Annotated in this window: 13 protein-coding genes; 10 read left to right on the top strand and 3 right to left on the bottom strand. The window is 68.8% G+C overall.

The window, feature by feature from the left end; all coding sequences use genetic code 11:
- Window positions 1–83: 83 nt before the first annotated feature.
- Entirely contained in the window at window positions 84–635 is a 552-nt protein-coding gene (locus HKK74_RS18185; RefSeq protein WP_187244403.1) for a carboxymuconolactone decarboxylase family protein, read from the bottom strand.
- A gap of 282 nt (window positions 636–917) precedes the next feature.
- Here HKK74_RS18185 and HKK74_RS18180 point away from each other — a divergent pair, with 282 nt between their 5' ends.
- From HKK74_RS18180 to HKK74_RS18145, 8 genes are all read left to right on the top strand, one after another.
- The gene (locus HKK74_RS18180; RefSeq protein WP_222722409.1) at window positions 918–1,310 is read left to right on the top strand and encodes a rhodanese-like domain-containing protein; all 393 of its coding nucleotides are present in this window, start codon (window positions 918–920) and stop codon (window positions 1,308–1,310) included.
- A gap of 152 nt (window positions 1,311–1,462) precedes the next feature.
- Window positions 1,463–2,317: a maleylpyruvate isomerase family mycothiol-dependent enzyme gene (locus HKK74_RS18175; protein ID WP_312881595.1), complete on the top strand. Its 855-nt coding sequence runs from the start codon at window positions 1,463–1,465 to the stop codon at window positions 2,315–2,317.
- Window positions 2,318–2,568: 251 nt separating this feature from the next.
- Complete coding sequence (locus HKK74_RS18170; RefSeq protein WP_376771535.1) at window positions 2,569–3,483, top strand: DUF1702 family protein; 915 nt, start codon at window positions 2,569–2,571, stop codon at window positions 3,481–3,483.
- Between the two features lie 3 nt (window positions 3,484–3,486).
- On the top strand, window positions 3,487–5,469 hold the full coding sequence (locus tag HKK74_RS18165; RefSeq protein ID WP_312881593.1) for a CRTAC1 family protein: 1,983 nt from the start codon (window positions 3,487–3,489) through the stop codon (window positions 5,467–5,469).
- 5 nt (window positions 5,470–5,474) lie between these two features.
- Window positions 5,475–6,458 (top strand): RnfABCDGE type electron transport complex subunit D, encoded by a 984-nt coding sequence (locus HKK74_RS18160; RefSeq protein WP_187244400.1) that lies wholly within the window; start codon window positions 5,475–5,477, stop codon window positions 6,456–6,458.
- 94 nt (window positions 6,459–6,552) lie between these two features.
- Window positions 6,553–12,453 (top strand): type I polyketide synthase, encoded by a 5,901-nt coding sequence (locus tag HKK74_RS18155; protein ID WP_312881592.1) that lies wholly within the window; start codon window positions 6,553–6,555, stop codon window positions 12,451–12,453.
- Between the two features lie 2 nt (window positions 12,454–12,455).
- Complete coding sequence (locus tag HKK74_RS18150; protein WP_187244399.1) at window positions 12,456–12,914, top strand: acyl-CoA thioesterase; 459 nt, start codon at window positions 12,456–12,458, stop codon at window positions 12,912–12,914.
- A gap of 11 nt (window positions 12,915–12,925) precedes the next feature.
- Complete coding sequence (locus HKK74_RS18145; protein ID WP_312881591.1) at window positions 12,926–13,477, top strand: flavin reductase family protein; 552 nt, start codon at window positions 12,926–12,928, stop codon at window positions 13,475–13,477.
- Here HKK74_RS18145 and HKK74_RS18140 read toward each other — a convergent pair.
- Window positions 13,417–13,809, bottom strand: coding sequence for a helix-turn-helix domain-containing protein (locus HKK74_RS18140; protein ID WP_222722408.1), 393 nt, complete (start codon window positions 13,807–13,809; stop codon window positions 13,417–13,419). The genes HKK74_RS18145 and HKK74_RS18140 overlap by 61 nt on opposite strands.
- Before the next feature lie 243 nt (window positions 13,810–14,052).
- Here HKK74_RS18140 and HKK74_RS18135 point away from each other — a divergent pair, with 243 nt between their 5' ends.
- Both HKK74_RS18135 and HKK74_RS18130 read left to right on the top strand, forming a co-directional pair.
- Entirely contained in the window at window positions 14,053–14,790 is a 738-nt protein-coding gene (locus HKK74_RS18135) for a class I SAM-dependent methyltransferase (RefSeq protein ID WP_187244397.1), read from the top strand.
- Between the two features lie 147 nt (window positions 14,791–14,937).
- Entirely contained in the window at window positions 14,938–15,207 is a 270-nt protein-coding gene (locus HKK74_RS18130) for a hypothetical protein (RefSeq protein WP_222722407.1), read from the top strand.
- A 10-nt stretch (window positions 15,208–15,217) separates the two neighbouring features.
- On the opposite strand, the gene HKK74_RS18125 is transcribed toward HKK74_RS18130, so the two are convergent.
- A complete protein-coding gene (locus HKK74_RS18125; RefSeq protein WP_187244396.1) occupies window positions 15,218–17,413 on the bottom strand; it encodes a CRTAC1 family protein in 2,196 nt (731 codons plus the stop codon).
- Window positions 17,414–17,454: the final 41 nt, after the last annotated feature.

Below are 17,454 nucleotides of genomic sequence, written 5' to 3'. Positions count from 1 at the left end.
AGGTCCGTAGGGAGCCGGCAGCGGCCGCGACGACCGATGGACCGCCCGACCTGAATCACTTTCGGGCGGGGCGGGGGGATGGTCTAGTCGCTGGTGGCGCAGGAGCTGTAGCCCTCGCGGATGATCATTGCCGCCATCGGGACATAGGCGGCCGGGTCTTCGGGAACCACTGCGGCCAGCCCGTCGCAGTAGCGGTTGTACATGCAGAAAGCGGCCGCGATCAGAACGGTGTCGTGGATCTCCGTATCGGTCGCGCCCGCGGTACGCGCGCTCGCCACCATTTCCTTGGTCACGGCGTGGCCGCTCTCCGACGCCGCCTCGGAGATCTTCAGCAGAGCCTTCAGCTTCGGGGAGATGGGCGCGCTGGCGGGGTCGGCCAGGATTTTGTCGACCGTGGCCCGTCCCTCCGGATGTTGCTGTGCGCTCACCTCGGAGTGGGTGTACAGGCAGAACTTGCAGTCGTTCAGAGCTGAAACATGGGCGGCGATCAGCTCGCGGTCCGCACGACTGAGCGAGTGGGCGTCACGGAGTAGGACCTCCGCCAGCTGGCTGAGGGGCCGGCCGGTCTCGGGGCGGTACTGCATGAGACCGGGAGTACCAGGCTTGAGGTCGGGGGCCATGGTGACATGCGGCATTCGAGTCTCCTTTTCGTGCACAGCCGACCTGTGCACGCCATTCCGGTTCCTGCCACTCCTCGCTGCGCGGCGGGCATGTTCCCGCTCTGCCCGGAGGGCCGTGCCAACAGGACACAACTTTAGAAATATCTAGTCAAGGTTTAGACTCCTGGTATTCGACTGTTGCGGAACCTCTGGAGCTCGTGGTCATCGCGAGCGCCACATGCCCAAAGCGACTTGAGAAAGATCTAGTCTATGAGCGCATGGATTCGTCCAGCTTCCGTGGGAAAGGCAGCCCGGCCGATGACCATCGACGAGTTGCTCGCAGCGGCCCGCGCCCGGCTACGCCGTCTGCAGCCTGCCGAGGCTGCTGCTGCCTCCTCCGACGGTGCCTGGCTGGTGGACACCCGCCCACAGTTCCAGCGCCGGGCTGGGGGTGAGATCCCGGGCGCTATCCTCATTGAGCGCAATCATCTGGAATGGCGTCTTGACCCCGCTAGCGCATCGCGCATTCCTGAAGCCACCGATCACGGTGTCCGGTGGATCGTGGTCTGCGAGGAGGGCTACTCTTCGTCCCTCGCCGCCGCGGCTTTGCAGGATCTGGGGCTGCGCAACGCCACCGACCTCATCGGTGGCTTCCTAGCCTGGAAAAGCGCTGGCCTGCCCGTCATCGGCCACCGACCGGTTGGTCCATGACCATCTCCAGGTTGCGGTCGGCGCGGGCTCAAGTGCGCGACAGGCATTGCTCATGTAATGACGGGAGCGGCGATGTCGGCTTGTTCGAAAGTGCAGTTCGCGGAACGAGTTGAACGTCTTCCGTTCTCCGGCGTCGGCGTTATCTTGCTCCCGTGACCGCGACGATTACCGCCGAGCAGTGGACGGCCACGCGGGTCGCCGTCCGGGAGACCGGGGATCGGTTCGCCGCGCTCGTGAACGCCACGGTGCCGGAGACGATGGCGACCGCGGACTGGACGGTGGCCGACACCGCCGCGCACGTTGTACTCATCGCCTGGCTGGACAATCTCCTGCTGGATCCCGGCCTCGCGCCGCCGACCATTCCCGGGCTGATGGACGAGATCGCAGTCACCACGGTGGACACCGTCGACAAGCTCAACGATCACTGCCTGCGGCATTTCGCCGAACGTGACCCGCGGAAGCTCGCCCAGCGGCTGCGTGCCGAGATCGACCGGCTGCTCCTGGTGACCGCGGACCTGGACCCGGAACTGCCGGTGGCCTGGCTGGGCGGCTCCCGGGTTCCGGTCGGCGGACTGCTGGCCCATTTGGTCAACGAACTGCTGATCCATGGGCACGACATCGCCCGCGCGACCCGGACGCGATGGGACATGGCGCCGAAGGACGCGGCCACGTTCCTGGCGGTGTTCGTGCTCGGCATGGTGCGGCACGGCATCGGGCGGATACAAGAGCGCGCGGAGACTCCGTCGGATCGCCGCATCGCGGTCGAGTTCCGGTCCAAGTACACCGCCCCCGCCGTGATGGTCGTGCGCGGGCACGATGTGTCGATCGGGGAGCCCGGCCGTGACATCGACGCACGCGTGTCCTACGACCCGGTGACGCTCAATCTGATGCTGTTCGGACGCGTCAGCCGAGCCCGCGCGCTGCTCACCGGGAAGGTGGTCGTCGTCGGTGGGCGGCGCCCGTGGCTGCTGCCGGCCTTTATGCGCACTGTGCGATTCCCCTCCTGATCTCGGCTCTGTGTTAAGCGCGCAGCCGACTGTGCAGGCTACCTCCTTTTCTGTTTATCGGAACCGTCCTGTTGACCCGGTGACGGCACATGAGCACGCCCTGGGAAATTTGAAAGCTCTCAATATTCCATGGACTGATGCACAATCAGACCTTGGCAGGCCTTTCGGGCGGTCCAGCGAGATTGGGGGGTCAATTGGCCAGTTCTTGGCGTGCGCTGAGGAGCCGCGTTCTCACGCCGAGTTCGACGGAGGTGAGACTCGAAAAACGTGGGTTCCACGTGAAGGACCCTGATGCTCAAGAGCTGCTGGAGACGATCGGACGTGCCTTTTTGACGGGCTACGCCCAGGCCGCCCGATCGCGCTCGCCGGGCGAGCCGGCGAAATCGCTGGAGAAACTCCCTGTGCGGTTTCGCGGATTCGCCTACGAGGGTGCGGCCATGGGTTTCGCCATGGTCGACGGGCTCTCGCCGGGAAAGGGACGCAGGTTCAGCGGGTACATGGCGGGACGCGGTGACGACCACATGTACATGGCGTACGTCGGCCTCGGCTGGGCGATGGCCCGGCTGCCCAGGTTCCGCTGGCCGAAGACTGTTCTGGACCCGGTCGTGCGGTGGCTCGTGCTGGACGGCTATGGCTTCCATCAGGCGTACTTCCGTACCGGCACATATGTGCGCGGGCGGGCCGAGCCCGCGCGGTTGCGCTGGCCGGCCGATGGGCCCGAGTGGTACGGGGCCCGGGTCTTCGACCAGGGCGTCGGCCGGGCCCTGTGGTTCGTCGGCGGCGCCGATGCGGACGTCGTCCTCGGGCTGATCGAGAGGTTCCCGGCGCGGCGGCGGCCGGACCTCTTCAGCGGCGCCGGGCTGGCCGCCACATACGCGGGCGGCGCCGGCGAGGCCGAGCTGCGCGGGTTCTGGCAACGCGCCGGCGAGTACCGGCCGCAGGTCGCGCAGGGCTGCGCGTTCGCGTCCGAGGCGCGGCGGCGGGCCGGCTTGGAGGTGCCGCACACCGATGTCGCCGCGCAGGTGTTCTGCGGGATGTCCGCGGACGAGGCGGCGCGGATCGCCATCAAGACCCGTCCCGCGCGGGTGGTCCCGGGCGAGGTCCCCGCCTATGAGGTGTGGCGGCGTGGCATCGCCGATGAGTTCGTGTCGCTGGGGAGGTGTTAGTCCGTGGCCGCTGTACGTGGCTGGGTGTACCGGCAGCTACCGGGGATCATCGTGATGGTCGTGACCGTGGGTATGTTCTTCGCGGTCCGGCTGCCGGCGGTGCCGGCCGGGGAACGCGCCGAGGTGGCGAGCCGATACCGCTTCGTGCCGATGTCGATCGAGCTGCCGGGCGGCTACCGGCAGCAGACGATTCGCCGGGTGAACAAGGACTACAAGCACATCGACGCATGGATTTCGTCGGTGGGCGCGGGGGTCGCGATGAACGACCTCGACGGTGACGGCCTGTCCAACGACCTGTGCATCACCGATCCGCGTATCGACCGGGTCGTGGTGGCGCCGAGCCCGGGGAGGGGTGCGGACCGGTACAGGTCGTTCGCCCTGAGCCCGGGCGCGCTGCCCATGAACGACGTCATGGCGCCGATGGGCTGCGTTCCCGGCGACTTCAACGAAGACGGCCGGATGGACCTCCTCGTCTACATGTGGGGCCGTACGCCGATCGTTCACCTGGCCCGGCCGGATGCGCGCGCCCTGACCGCCGCCGCGTACGTGCCGGTGGAACTGGTGCCGAATGCGGGCGGCGCGACGTACACCGGTCCGCAGTGGAACAGCAACGCGGCCACGGTCGACGACTTCGACGGTGACGGCCACGACGACATCTACATCGGCAACTACTTCCAGGACGGACCGGTGCTCGACGACCGGGTCAGCGGCGGCGTGACGATGAACCGCTCGCTGTCCGACGCGACCAACGGCGGCGAGGACCACTTCTTCCGGTGGACCGGCGGCTCCGCCGGGCCCAAGCCCGCGGTCGCCTACCAGAAGCTCGACGACGTCCTGCCCGACGACGTCTCGAAGGGCTGGGTGCTCGCCGTCGGCGCCAACGATCTGGACGGCGACCAGCTGCCCGAGCTGTACCTGGCCCAGGACCACGGCAGGGACGCGCTCCTCTACAACCGCTCCCGTCCAGGCAAGATCCAGTTCTCGCGGGTAACCGGAGCCCGTACCCCGCTTGTGCCGAAGTCCAAGCGGGTCGGCATGGACTCCTTCAAGGGCATGGGGATCGACTTCGCCGATCTCGACCACGACGGGCTCTACGACATGTTCGTCAGCAACATCACCACGACCTTCGGTCTCCAGGAGAGCAACTTCCAGTTCATGTCCGCGGCCAGGGGCCAACGTGACCTGCGCACCCGGTTGCGGAACGGCGAAGCCCCTTGGCGGGACCGCAGTGCGGAAGCGGGCACGGCCTGGTCCGGCTGGGGCTGGGACGTCAAGATGGCCGACTTCGACAACAGCGGCGACCCGGCGATCGTCCAGACCACCGGATTCGTCAGGGGCGAGGTCAACCGCTGGGCACAGCTGCAGGAACTGGCCACGGCGAATGACGGCGTGGTCGAGTTCGAGAGCTGGTGGCCGCACGTGACCGCAGGCGACGACATCGCCGGGAGCCAGACCGTGGCCTTCTTCGCGAAGATGCGGGGCGGCCGGTATGCCAATGTGGCGGGGCCGCTCGGCCTCGCCATCCCGGTACCCACCAGGGGCATAGCCACCGGCGACGCCGACGGGGACGGCCGCCTTGACATGGCCATCGCCCGGCAGTGGGACGAGCCGGTCTTCTACCGCAACGAGAGCCCGTCCCAGGGCGCCTTCCTCGGGCTGCGGCTGACCGACGACGTCCCGCTCGCCGCCCCGGCGGCCACCGGAGTGCTGCCCGCTCCGGGTTCACCGGCGACCGGCGCACAGGTGACGGTGACGACGTCCGACGGCCGTACGCAGCTGGCCAGGGTCGACGGCGGCAGCGGCCATTCCGGCAAACGCAGCCACGAGGTGCATCTCGGTCTTGGCGCCGATGTCCGGCCTGTCAAGGTGCACCTGCGGTGGCGTGATCACACCGGTCAGGTACGTGAACAGGACCTCCGGCTCGCCCCAGGGTGGCACGCGCTGCGGCTCGGTTCACAGGCACGCATTCAGACCAGGGAGAAGTGACGATCATGAACGAGAAGAAGGCAAGCCCTCCTCGCCATGACCCGAAGGTCGTCAAGGCACTGCGCAACTTCGCCATATCGATCTCGGTGTTCAACATCCTCGGCTACACGCTCTTCGGGTTCGAGCAGCCGTGGCTGTACCCCTTCATCGCCCTGGCCACCGCGTACACCGTGGAGTTCGGGCTCGAGATCGTAGGCGCCCGGGTGGAGGGGCGGGTGCCGCGTTTCCTGGGCGGCGGCGCGCGCGGCGTCCTGGAATTCCTGTATCCCGCGACGATCACGGCGCTGGCGCTGAACATGCTCATCTACGTGAACGACCGGGTCTGGGTGATGATGTTCGGGGTCGTTGTCGCGGTGGGCGGCAAGTGGGTCCTGCGGGCGCCGGTGCGCGGGCGAATGCGCCACTTCATGAACCCGTCGAACCTGGGCATCGCCGTGATCCTGCTGCTGTTCCCGTGGGCCGCCATCGCGCCGCCGTACGAGTTCACCGAGCACCTCTCCGGCCTGGCCGACTGGATCGTCCCGGCGGTCATCCTGGTGGCGGGCACCATACTCAACGCCAAGCTCACCGGGCGGGTTTGGCTGATCGCTGGATGGCTCGGGGTGTTCGTGCTCCAGGCGATCGTGCGCGGCCTCGTTCTCGACACGGCGATCCTCGGGGCATTGGCCACGATGACCGGGGTGGCGTTCGTGCTCTTCACCAATTACATGATCACGGACCCCGGCACCAGCCCGTCAAAGCCGGCGTCACAGGTCGCCTTCGGCGGCGGTATCGCCCTGCTGTACGGGTTCTTCGCTGGTGCCGGCATCACGTACGGGCTCTTCTTCGCCACCGCGCTCGGCTGTCTCATCCGGGGCGGGTTCCTGTGGTCCATGCACTTCGCGGAGCGAACCGCGGCCGGGGCGGCGCGGGAATCCGCCGTCTCCGCGGACGGGTCCGCTGCCCCAGCGTCCGACCCCGCAGATGGAAGGAAGGTAGTGCCCGCGTGAGACCTGTGGTCGTCGGTCGTGCAGTGCGAACTGAGCAGGCGCGAACTGAGAAGTCGCGAACCGAGTAGGCGCGAACTGAGAAGGATGGTGCCGGGTGTCTAAGCTCGCGGTCGTCGGCATGGCGTGCCGTTATCCGGACGCTGCGTCGCCGAGAGAACTCTGGGAGAACGCGATCGCAGGTCGCCGAGCCTTCCGTCGGCTGCCCGACGAGCGGATGCCGCTGGCCGACTATTGGGACGCCGACCCGTCGGTGCCGGATCGCTTCTACTCGCCGAACGCCGCGGTCATCGAGGGCTACGAATTCGATCGGGTCGGTTTCAAGATCGCGGGAAGCACGTACCGCTCCACTGACCTCACCCACTGGCTGGCGCTCGACATGGCCGCCCAGGCCCTCGCCGACGCGGGATTCCCGGACGCGGCCGGGCTCCCCAGGGAGCGCACCTGCGTGATCGTGGGAAATACCCTCACCGGGGAGTTCACCCGCGCCAACGTGATGCGTCTGCGGTGGCCGTACGTCCGGCAGACAGTGGCCGCGGCGCTGATGGCGCAGGACTGGGACGAGGAGCGGATCGCCGCGTTCCTCGACGCCCTTGAGGCCGATTACAAGAGCCCCTTCCCCGGCATCGACGAAGACACCCTGGCAGGCGGCCTGTCCAACACGATCGCCGGTCGCATCTGCAACTACTTCGACCTCAAGGGCGGCGGCTACACCGTGGACGGCGCGTGCTCCTCGTCGCTGCTGTCGGTGGTGACCGCGTGCAAGTCGCTGGTCGACGGCGAGGTCGATGTGGCGATCGCCGGCGGCGTCGACCTGTCGATCGATCCGTTCGAGATGGTCGGCTTCGCCAAGACCGGCGCGCTGGCCGTCGGCGAGATGCGGGTGTACGACCGTCACTCCAACGGATTCTGGCCTGGTGAGGGCTGCGGGATGATCGTGCTGATGCGGGCGGCGGACGCCGTGGCCGACCAGCGCCGGGTCTACGCCACCATCGCCGGCTGGGGGATGTCGTCCGACGGGAGCGGCGGCATCACCCGTCCCGAGATCGGCGGTTACCACCTGGCGCTGCGCCGCGCCTACGAGCGGGCCGGGTTCGGCATCGACACGGTGCCGATGTTCGAAGGGCACGGCACCGGCACCCAGGTCGGGGACGCGACCGAACTCCGCGCGCTGTCGTCGGCCCGTGCCGCGCGGGTGGACGCGGCCGGCCCGCCTGCCGAGCCGGCCGTGATCAGCTCCATCAAGGGCGTGATCGGGCACACCAAGGCCGCCGCCGGTGTGGCGGGCCTCATCAAGGCCGTGATGGCCGTCCATGAGGAGGTGCTGCCGCCGGCCGTCGGGTGCGTCGATCCGCATCCGGTGTTCGCCGAAGAACCTGCGGCGCTGCGAGTACTGCGCAAGGCCGAACCGTGGCCGTCCGCCGCACCGGTGCGCGCCGGGATCACGTCCATGGGGTTCGGCGGCATCAACACCCACATCGTGGTCGAGAACACGGTCCCGCGGCGGCGCGATTCGCTCGACGCCCGCACCGGCTCGCTGGCGGCATCGATCCAGGACGCCGAACTGCTGCTGTTCGACGCCGAATCACCGGCGGCACTGCGCGACCGGGTGGCGCAGTTGATCGACTTCGTTCCGGTCTTGTCCTATGCCCAGCTCGGCGACCTGGCCGCCGTCCTGCAGAGCGAACTGCGCGACCTGCCCTACCGCGCCGCGGTCGTCGTGTCTTCCCCGGCCGACGCGGAGCGGCGGCTGCAGCGGGTGCCGGCGGCCATCGACGCGGGAGAGACCTCGCTGGTCGACATCGAGGGCCGGGTCTTCCTCGGGCACGTGAGCGGCCCTGGCAAGATCGGCTACCTGTTCCCCGGCCAGGGCTCGGGCCACGGCACGACCGGCGGTGCGCTACGCCGCCGGTTCCTCACCGTGGGCGAGGTGTACGAACGCGCGGCGCTCGACACGACCGGCGACACGGTGGCGACCGCCATTGCGCAACCGCGAATCGTCACCGGCTCGGTGGCCGCATTGCGCGTTCTCTCCGCCCTTGGCGTGGCGGCGAGGGTCGCGGTGGGCCACAGCCTCGGCGAGATCTCGGCGTTGCACTGGGCCGGCGCGATGGACGAGGAGACGCTGCGCCGGCTGGCGGCCGCTCGAGGCCGGGCCATGACCGAGCACTCCGCGGCGGGCACCATGGCCGCGATCAGCGCGGCGCCAGACACCGTGTCCATGCTGGCCGACGGCCTGCCAGTCGTGATCGCCGGATATAACGGCCCAGCGCAGACGGTCATCGCCGGATCGGCCGAAGCGATCGTGGCGTTCGGGCACCGGGCGGACCAAGCGGGGACGCGCTGGAAGCGGTTGGCGGTCTCACACGCCTTCCACTCGCCGCTGGTGGCGCCCGCAGCGGAGGCGTTCGGCGGCTGGCTGGCCGGCGCGGACCTCGCCCCGATCGGCCGGCGCGTCATTTCCACGGTGACCGGGGCCGCGTTGGCGGCCGACACCGACGTTCGAAGCCTGCTGCGCAGGCAGATCACCGCGCCGGTCCTGTTCGCGTCGGCGGTGGAGCTGGCGGCCAAGGAGGTCGACCTATTCGTCGAAGTGGGGCCGGGGCGGGTGCTCAGCGGGCTGGCCGCGGCCCTGACGGATGTGCCGGCGATCGCGTTGGACACCGACGATGAGAGTCTGCGCGGGCTGCTCGCGGTGGCGGGCGCCGCGTACGCCTTGGGCGCGCCGGTACGACACGAGGTGCTCTTCCACGACCGGCTGACCCGCCCGGTGCGCGTCGGGGTACGACCGAAATTCTTCACCAATCCGTGCGCGGTGCCGGCGCGGCAGCCCCACGCCGCCCGGCGCCTCGCACCAAGCGGAGCACCGCCCGAGCAGCCGTCGAAGGGGACGGCACCGAGCGGGACGGGGCCGGACGGGGCGGCGCCTGAGCAGGAGCGCTCGACGGAGCCGAGCCTGGAACTGCTGCGCCGGCTGGTCGCCGAACGTGCCGAGCTGCCGGTCGCCATGGTGACCGACGACAGCCAGCTGCTGGACAGCCTGCACCTGAGCTCGATCACGGTGGGGCAGGTCGTGAACGAGGTCGCCCGGCGGTTGGGTCGTCCGGCGATCCAAGCGCCGACCAACCTCGCCACCGCGACGCTACGGGAGCTGGCCGAAGTGCTTGACACGGTGGCGGACACGGCGGGGCCGGTGGACGCCGAGCCGGCACGCGAAGTGGCCGGGGCGGCGCCCTGGGTTCGAGCCTTCCGCGTCGACCTGCTGGAGGCGGTGGACGAGCTGCCGCTGCCGCCGCGGGCGGCACCCGAGGTCGCCGGATCGTGGGAGGTGTACGCACCGCACGGTCACCCGCTGGCCGAGCCGCTACGGCGGGAGCTGACCCGGGCGAACGTCGGCTCCGGCGTGCTGGTCTGCCTGCCCGCCGATTGGGGCGTCGACGATCTGGAGTCGGCGCTGGCCGGGGCGCGGGCGGCCGCCGCCGGAGCGCCGGACAGCCGGTTCGTCCTGGTTCAGGCGGGCTGCGGCGCGGCCGCGCTGGCGAAGACGCTGCGCCAGGAGGCTCCGCACCTGCGGACGACGATCGTGCACCTGCCCGGGGGCCCGTGGGCGGCCGGCCGTACGGTGCCCCAGGTGGTGGCCGAGGCGGCGGCGACCGACCGTTTCACCGAGGTGTACTACGACCGTGCCGGTGTGCGGCGGGTGCCGACGCTGCGCGCGCTGCCGGTACGGCCGGCCCGGGCACAGGCACCGCTGGACGACACCGACGTGCTCCTGGTGACCGGTGGCGGGCAGGGCATCACCGCCGAATGCGCGCTGGCGTTGGCGGCCGACACCGGGGCTCGGCTGGCCGTGCTCGGGCGCTCCGATCCCGATCAGGACTCCGAGCTTGCGGCCAACCTGCGGCGGATGGCCGACCGCGGCGTGACCGTACGGTACGCGCGCGCCGACGTCACTGATCCCGCGCGGGTGCGGGACGCCGTCGCCGAGCTGATCGCCGAGCTGGGGCCGGTCACCGCGCTGCTGCACGGCGCCGGCCTCAACGAGCCGACCTTGCTGACCGGCCTCGACCTGGACATGTTCCGGCGGACGCTTGCTCCCAAGGTTGACGGACTGCGGGCGGTGCTGGCGGCGATCGAGCCGGACCGGCTGCGGCTGCTGGTGACGTTCGGTAGCATCCTCGGCCATACCGGGCTGCGCGGTGAGGCGCACTACGCCACCGCGAACGAGTGGCTGGCCGACCGCACCCGTGAGTTCGCCGATCTTCACCCGCGGTGCCGCACGCTGTGCCTGGAATGGTCGGTCTGGTCGGGCGTCGGCATGGGCGAACGGCTGGCCGTCGCCGAGGCCCTGGCCCGAGAGGGCATCACACCGATCACGCCGGACCAAGGCGTACGGATGTTGCGTCGGCTGGTCAGCGACCCGGACGCCCCGACCATCGTGGTGATCAGCGGTCGGACCGGGGACATCGACACCGTCCGCCGCGAACTTCCCGAACTGCCGCTGCTGCGCTTTGTGGACAAGCCGCTGGTGCGCTACCACGGGGTTGAACTGATCACCGAGGTGGAGCTGAACCCGGGCACCGACCCCTACCTGGCCGACCATCGCCTTGACGGCGACCTGCTGTTCCCTGCCGTGCTCGGGATGGAGGCGATGGCGCAGGTCGCGGCCGCGGCCACCGGATGGACCCAGACGCCGATCATCGAGGAGGCCGAGTTTCACCGCCCGATCGTGGTGCCGCCGGACGGCGCCGCCACCATTCGGATCGCCGCCGCCGTCACCGCCGCCGACACCGTGGAGGTGACGATCCGAAGCGCGGAGACCGGCTTCTCCGCGGAGCATTTCCGCGCCCGGCTGCGCTATTCCGGCGCTGCGGTGCCGGCCGGTCCACCGAGCCAGGTCGACGGCGACCTGCCGCCGGTGCCGCTGGAGCCGGCCCGCGACCTGTACGGCGATCTGCTGTTCCAAGGTGCGCGATTCCAGCGGCTGCGCCGCTATCACCGGGTCGCCGCCCGTCACGTCGACGCCGACGTCGTGGTGTCGGACGCAAAGCCCGGGACCTGGTTCGCCGGCTTCCTGCCCGCCCGCCTGCTGCTCGGCGACCCCGGAATGCGGGACGCCCTGATGCACGGCAATCAGGTCTGTGTGCCAGACACCACCCTGCTGCCGACTGGGATCGATCGGGTGTATCCCATCGGCGCGAAGAAGGTGGCCGCCGGACGGTTGCGCTATTGCGCGGCCGAACGGCACAGGGACGGCGACACCTATATCTATGACGTAGCGGTACGCGACGGCGTGGGCGACGTCGTCGAGCGATGGGAAGGGCTGCGGCTGCGCGCGGTCCGCACCGGCGACGGGCGCGGGCCGTGGGTGCCCCCGCTGCTCGGGACCTATCTGGAGCGCGGCGTCGACGATCTGCTCGGCGCCCTGGTCGCGGTCGTCGTGGAGCCGGACGCCCCGACCGGTGCGGATGACTCGGCCGGTCCGGACCGGCCGCCGGGGACCGGCAGCGAAGCGCGGCGCCGGTCCAAGACCGCCATGGCCGTGGCGCGGGCGCTAGGACATCACGCCGCGGTGCGATACCGGCCGGACGGCCGGCCGGAGATCGATGGAGACCGGGTGATCTCCGCCTCCCACGGAGCGGGGCTGACCCTGGCCGTGATCGCCGACCGCACGGTGGCGTGCGACGTCGAGGCGGTGGCCGCGCGAGCCGGGGAGGAGTGGGGGGACCTGCTCGGCCGCAACGCATCCGTGGCCCGGCTGGCCGCCCGGGAGTCTGGGGAGCACGCCGACACCGCGGCGACCAGGATCTGGGCCGCCACGGAATGTCTGCGCAAGGCCGGGCTGCCAGCCGATGCTCCGCTCACCCTGGTCGCCGGCGGGAGACACGCGTGGCAGGTCCTCTCAGCAGGCACCCTGCGAATCGCGACGCTCGTGACCGCCGTCCGGGGCGTCTCCGCTCCGGTGGCGTTCGCGGTTCTCACCGAAGGACGTGGATGAATATGGCCAGCTCCGCGGAGAGCTATTTCGAATATCTGTACACGGTCGGATTCGAGGACACCAACATCGTCGGCAACGTCTATTACACGAACTATCTGCGCTGGCAGGGGCGGTGCCGGGAGATGTTCCTCAAGGAACGCGCACCCGAGGTGCTCGTCGACCTTCAGGATGACCTGAAACTGTTCACCCTGAAGGTCGACTGTGAGTTCTTCGCCGAAGTCACCGCGTTCGACGATATCTCCGTCAGGATGCGCCTGATCGATCTCGCTCAGACGCAATTGGAGTTCGGATTCGATTACCTGCGGCTCGAACCCGGCGGCGAGACGCTGGTCGCCCGCGGCCGGCAGCGGGTGGCGTGTATGCGTGGCCCCAATAACGCCACCGCTCCGGCCCGGATCCCCGAATCGATGATCCGGGCGCTCGCGCCGTTTACGGTTGCCGGAGCGAGGGGGGCGGAATGAATGTGAATTCTGTGGAGCCGCGCGAGATGACCAGCGCCGATATGGCCGACGCCGCGCTGCTGCGGCGGACGTTCGGCACGTTCGGTACCGGGGTGACCGTGGTGACGGTGGGCGGCCGGACTCCGCACGGGATGACCGCCAACTCCTTTACGTCGGTTTCGCTGCGCCCGCCGCTCATTCTGTTCTGCATCGACCGCCAGGCGATCATGCACCGGCGGATCCGCTTGGGCTTCTTCGGGGTTTCTGTGCTCGCTGCCCACCAGGAGGGAGTGGCCAGGCATTTCGCCGATCTCCAGCGTCCGCTGGGGGCAAAGCAGTTCGACGGCATCGCCTACGAGCCCGGCCGGCTGATCGGTGCACCCCTGATCAGCGGCGCGCTGGCCCGGTTCGAATGCGAGCTGTGGCGCACCTGCGACGGCGGTGACCACACGATCTTCATCGGCCGGCTGCTGTCTCTGGACTGGGCGAGCGACCTGTCGGCCCGCGAGGGGCTGCTGTTCGTTCAGGGCCGCTTCCGCAGCTTGGCGCCGGAGACAGGCGCGCCGGAGACAGGCTCGGCGTAGACGGCGAGGTCGCGGTATACGCTGGGGGAGAGCCCAAAGGTGCTCTTGAATTTGGCGCTGAATGTACCGAGGCTCGAATACCCGACTCGCTCGGCGATCTCCGTGACGCTCAATGAGGTGGACAGGAGTAGCCGCTCCGCCTCCCGGAATCGCACCGAAGTAAGGAACCGGCCGGGCGGCACGCCGATCGCCTGCTGAAACATCCGGGTGAAATGGAACTTGCTGTACATTGCCGAACGCGCCATGTCGTCAATAGTTATCGGCTCGCCGAGACGCGCATAGATTTCGGCGACAACTTGGCCAATAACATCGGTCGACCTGTCGTTCGTCATGTCCAACTCCCATCTCGCAGCCGAGGCCATCTCTATCGTACTAAAGGGCAAAGAGTTTATGGAGAGAGGCGGCTCCTGGTGATTTGACAGTCGACCGATCGTGTCGCAGCATTTAACTGCCAAATCCAGTGATACCGGCCGCATGGCTGGCCTAATCAAGGGGGCGGGATGACTACCACGCCGCAGGCCCTGACTGAGCGGGCACGGAAAATATGGGGTTCTGCCGATTACAATCCGATTGCCGTGCGGGACGTTCTGGTCAGTGAATTGCTCGCGCGTGCCGCCGACGTGCACAGCGGGGAACGTGTCCTGGACGTGGCCGCCGGGACCGGCAACACCGCGCTGGCCGCCGCCCGGCGGGGCGGCCAGGTCACGGCCACGGACCTCGTTCCCGGGATGCTAGAGACGACGTCCGACCGGGCGGCCGCGGAAGGCCTGGAGCTCAACGTCCAGGTCGCCGACGCGCAGGATCTGCCGTTCGAGGACAACAGCTTCGACGTTGTGCTGTCGAGCTTCGGCGCGATGTACGCGCCCGACCAGCAACGCGCGGCGGACGAACTGCTGCGGGTGTGCCGGCCGGGCGGGCGAATAGGCCTGGCGAACTGGACGCCCGACGGGCTGGTGGCGCGACTGCAGAAGGTCATGGCGGCCAACATGCCTGCGCCCCCCGGGGCGCGCGGAACCCCGCCGGTGATGTGGGGAATGGAAGAGCACTGCAGGAAGCTCTTCGGGAGCCGGGTCGCGACGCTCAGCTCGGTCGTTCGGACCAACGAGTGGTGCGCGCCATCGGCCGAAGCTCAAGCCGCCTTCCTGGTCAGCCACCTTGCGCCTTGGCGGGCCGGTTATCAGTCCCTCGCCCCGGACGTGCAGGAGAAGGTGACGGCGGGCGCCATCGCGGAGATCGATCGCGCCAACCGCGCCAGCGACGGAACCCTGGTGGCCAAGGCCGACTACCTTGAGCTCGTCGCCATCGTCGCCTGACTTACAGCGCTGACCAAGGCCGGCCTGTTCGCGCCCAGCAAGCTCGAACCGGTCGGCCTTGGTCAGCGTTGTCATGGTCCTAGCGATCATTGTCGGCATGACGATCGCCTCGACCCTGCACCGAGCTCGCCGTGGGATGAGCGTGGTGTGTCACCAACCTACGAGCACTTGGCGTTCGCGGTCTCTGGCGACGATGAGGTGCTCGCCCCGCTCGGTGCGGTGCCGCGGCCGCTCGCGCTGGTGGAGGACGATGCGTCCGCTGGGCTGTGCCTTACCCCGATCGGTATGCTCCCGCCCGCTACGGCGACCACCTGGTCGGCCCGGGTGAACCCGTCCTGGAGTGCGCGGCGACCGTACTGTTGCATGTGCCATCGGCCGCAGGGCGTGATCGCCGCTGCGGCCGATGGCCTGACCTGATCTCTGAGGGTTAGTGCGCCTGGTGGTAGGCCGCTATGGCGCTGACGAAGAACCGCTTGGCCTGCGGTCGGTTGAGCTTGTCCGCGGCGACGAGGTCGTCCAGGGCCCGCTCGACGCAGGTGGTGTACCTCCGTAGTGACACCGAGGTGTCATAGCTGCAGGGGATTTCGGGGACGGTGATCCGCTCGCCGGCGCGAACACCGAAGAGCTTGTTGCGCACTCCGCCGGGCCAGAGGACCTCGACCGTGCCGAGACGCTGCTTGCCCATGCCGAAGGTGCCCTCGAGGGCGTCCTGCGAGGCGAAGCTGGAGCCCGCGATGACCGGCCGGATCGCGGCCGGGCCGCCCTTGGGCGTGAACTTGACGACGGCGCCGATCCCGTCCCGGTTGACCCGGCCGCCCGGCGTGACGCCGACGCTGCCCAGGGCCCGGACGGACGTGGAGTTGTTGGAGTTGCCGCCGTTGATCGCGACGGACAGGTCGCCGTCCTCGGTGTGCCGCCCGGTCGGCTTCAGGGTGATGGAGGGCACCGAGGGGCCTCCTCCGGTGCGCTGGTAGGTCTTGAGGTAGGACCCGTTGTCGAAAGGCGAATCGAAGTCGAACGGCGCCTCGTCGGCGTATGGCGTGAGGGGGCCGACCTTGCGCGACTGGGCCACGCTCACGATGTCGTCGAAGCCGTCCTTGTTGAGGTCGCCGACGGCGACTCCGGTGACGGTGCGCTTACGCTGGTTCTTTCCGGACCGCTCGAAGGCGGGGTCGTATTCGAAGGAGGGGTAGAAACCTTTGCGCAGCGCGCGCGGGCCCTTGTTCTTCAGCAGTGCGCCGGGGTTATCGGAGGTCACCCAGAACATCCCGTCCAGCGACCCGTGGTAGAAGATGTCGGTGTCGGCGTCGTTGTCGTAGTCGAGGGTGGACGAACCCCAGCCCCACGGGGTGGCGCCAAGACCGCCGAGGCTGGGGTCCGCACCGTCCTTCGCGGGATCCGGCAGAGACGAGCGGCGTGGGTCGGCGAAGGTGTGGTTACCGCGCTGCAGGAACCAGCGGCTGCTGAAGTCGCCCAGCTTGGCGCCCATTTCGGGCAGCGGGAGGAACAGGTAGTCGCCGGCGCTGGTGCTGAACACGTCCAGGTTCCCGTCGAAGTTGAAGTCGCCGTACGCGAGCCCCATCCAGGCGCCGGGCTCGTTGGTCCCCACGTCGTGGGTGACATCCTTGAACTTGCCCTTGCCGTTGTTGCGATAGATGTGCAGCAGCCCGCGGTCGACCCCACCTCTCTTCTTCATCGGATAGGCCGCCTGGTCGTCGGCGACCATGATGTCCAGGTCGCCGTCCTGGTCGTAGTCGACAGCGGCGATCGCCCAGGACATGCCGGCGAACGGACCCTCCACGTCGGGCGGTACGTCCCTGACCTCGATCTTGGAGAACCCCGAGCTGTCGCCGACGTCGGTGAACCGGCGTCCGTTCTCGTTCCGCAGCAGTTGGTTGGCCTGGTTGAGGGCGAACGGGACGGCGAAGATCGCCAACGCCTTCTTCATGTCGAACGAGTTGGTGATGGCGATGTCGATCATGCCGTTGTTGTCGAAGTCGGCCATCGTGCAACTCGTGTGGCTGAACGCTCCCGCCCCTGTTCCGCTCGCCGAGGTGATGTCCTGGAACGTGCCGTTCCCGCGGTTCCGCAGCAAGTGGTTGGGTGCGTTCCTGCCAAGCACGTAGAGATCCACGTCGCCGTCGTTGTCGATGTCGCCGGCACAGGCGCCGTTGGAATCGACGCCGGTCAGCGTCACTCCGGCGGTGCCGGCAACGTCGGCGAAGTTGAGCTTCTTATTCTTGCCAAGCCGGTTCTGGTAGAGGCTGTTCGGGCGGCCGGGTCCGTTCGTGACGTAGAGGTCAAGGTCGTCGTCCCCGTCGTAGTCGAACGTCACCACCCCGGCGATGCCGTGGTCGTGAATCGGCTCACCGGCGTAGTCGCCGAACGTGAGTCCCGGGCGTTGCTTGTTCGCGTCCCGGATCGCCTTCTCCGGCGAGGGCCCGCGCCGGTAGTCGGCAAGTTCCGAACCGGGCAGGGCGATCTCATGGAATCGCACGCCGTCTCGGCCGGTCGCGCCGGTCGCATCGACCGGCGCGGCGACGGCGTATGCCTGCGCACCTGCCAGCGCTGAAACCAGCACGACGGTAAGACCGACACGCAGCGAGCGTCTAGGCGAAATCATGATGCCTCCGTTTCCTCACTGTTCCTCGAATAGCGGACAAA

Source organism: Actinomadura alba, from assembly GCF_014323705.1.
GTDB lineage: Bacteria > Actinomycetota > Actinomycetes > Streptosporangiales > Streptosporangiaceae > Actinomadura_C > Actinomadura_C alba.
The sequence above is the reverse complement of the archived record's forward strand: the minus strand, read 5'-3'. Positions and strand labels throughout refer to the sequence as shown.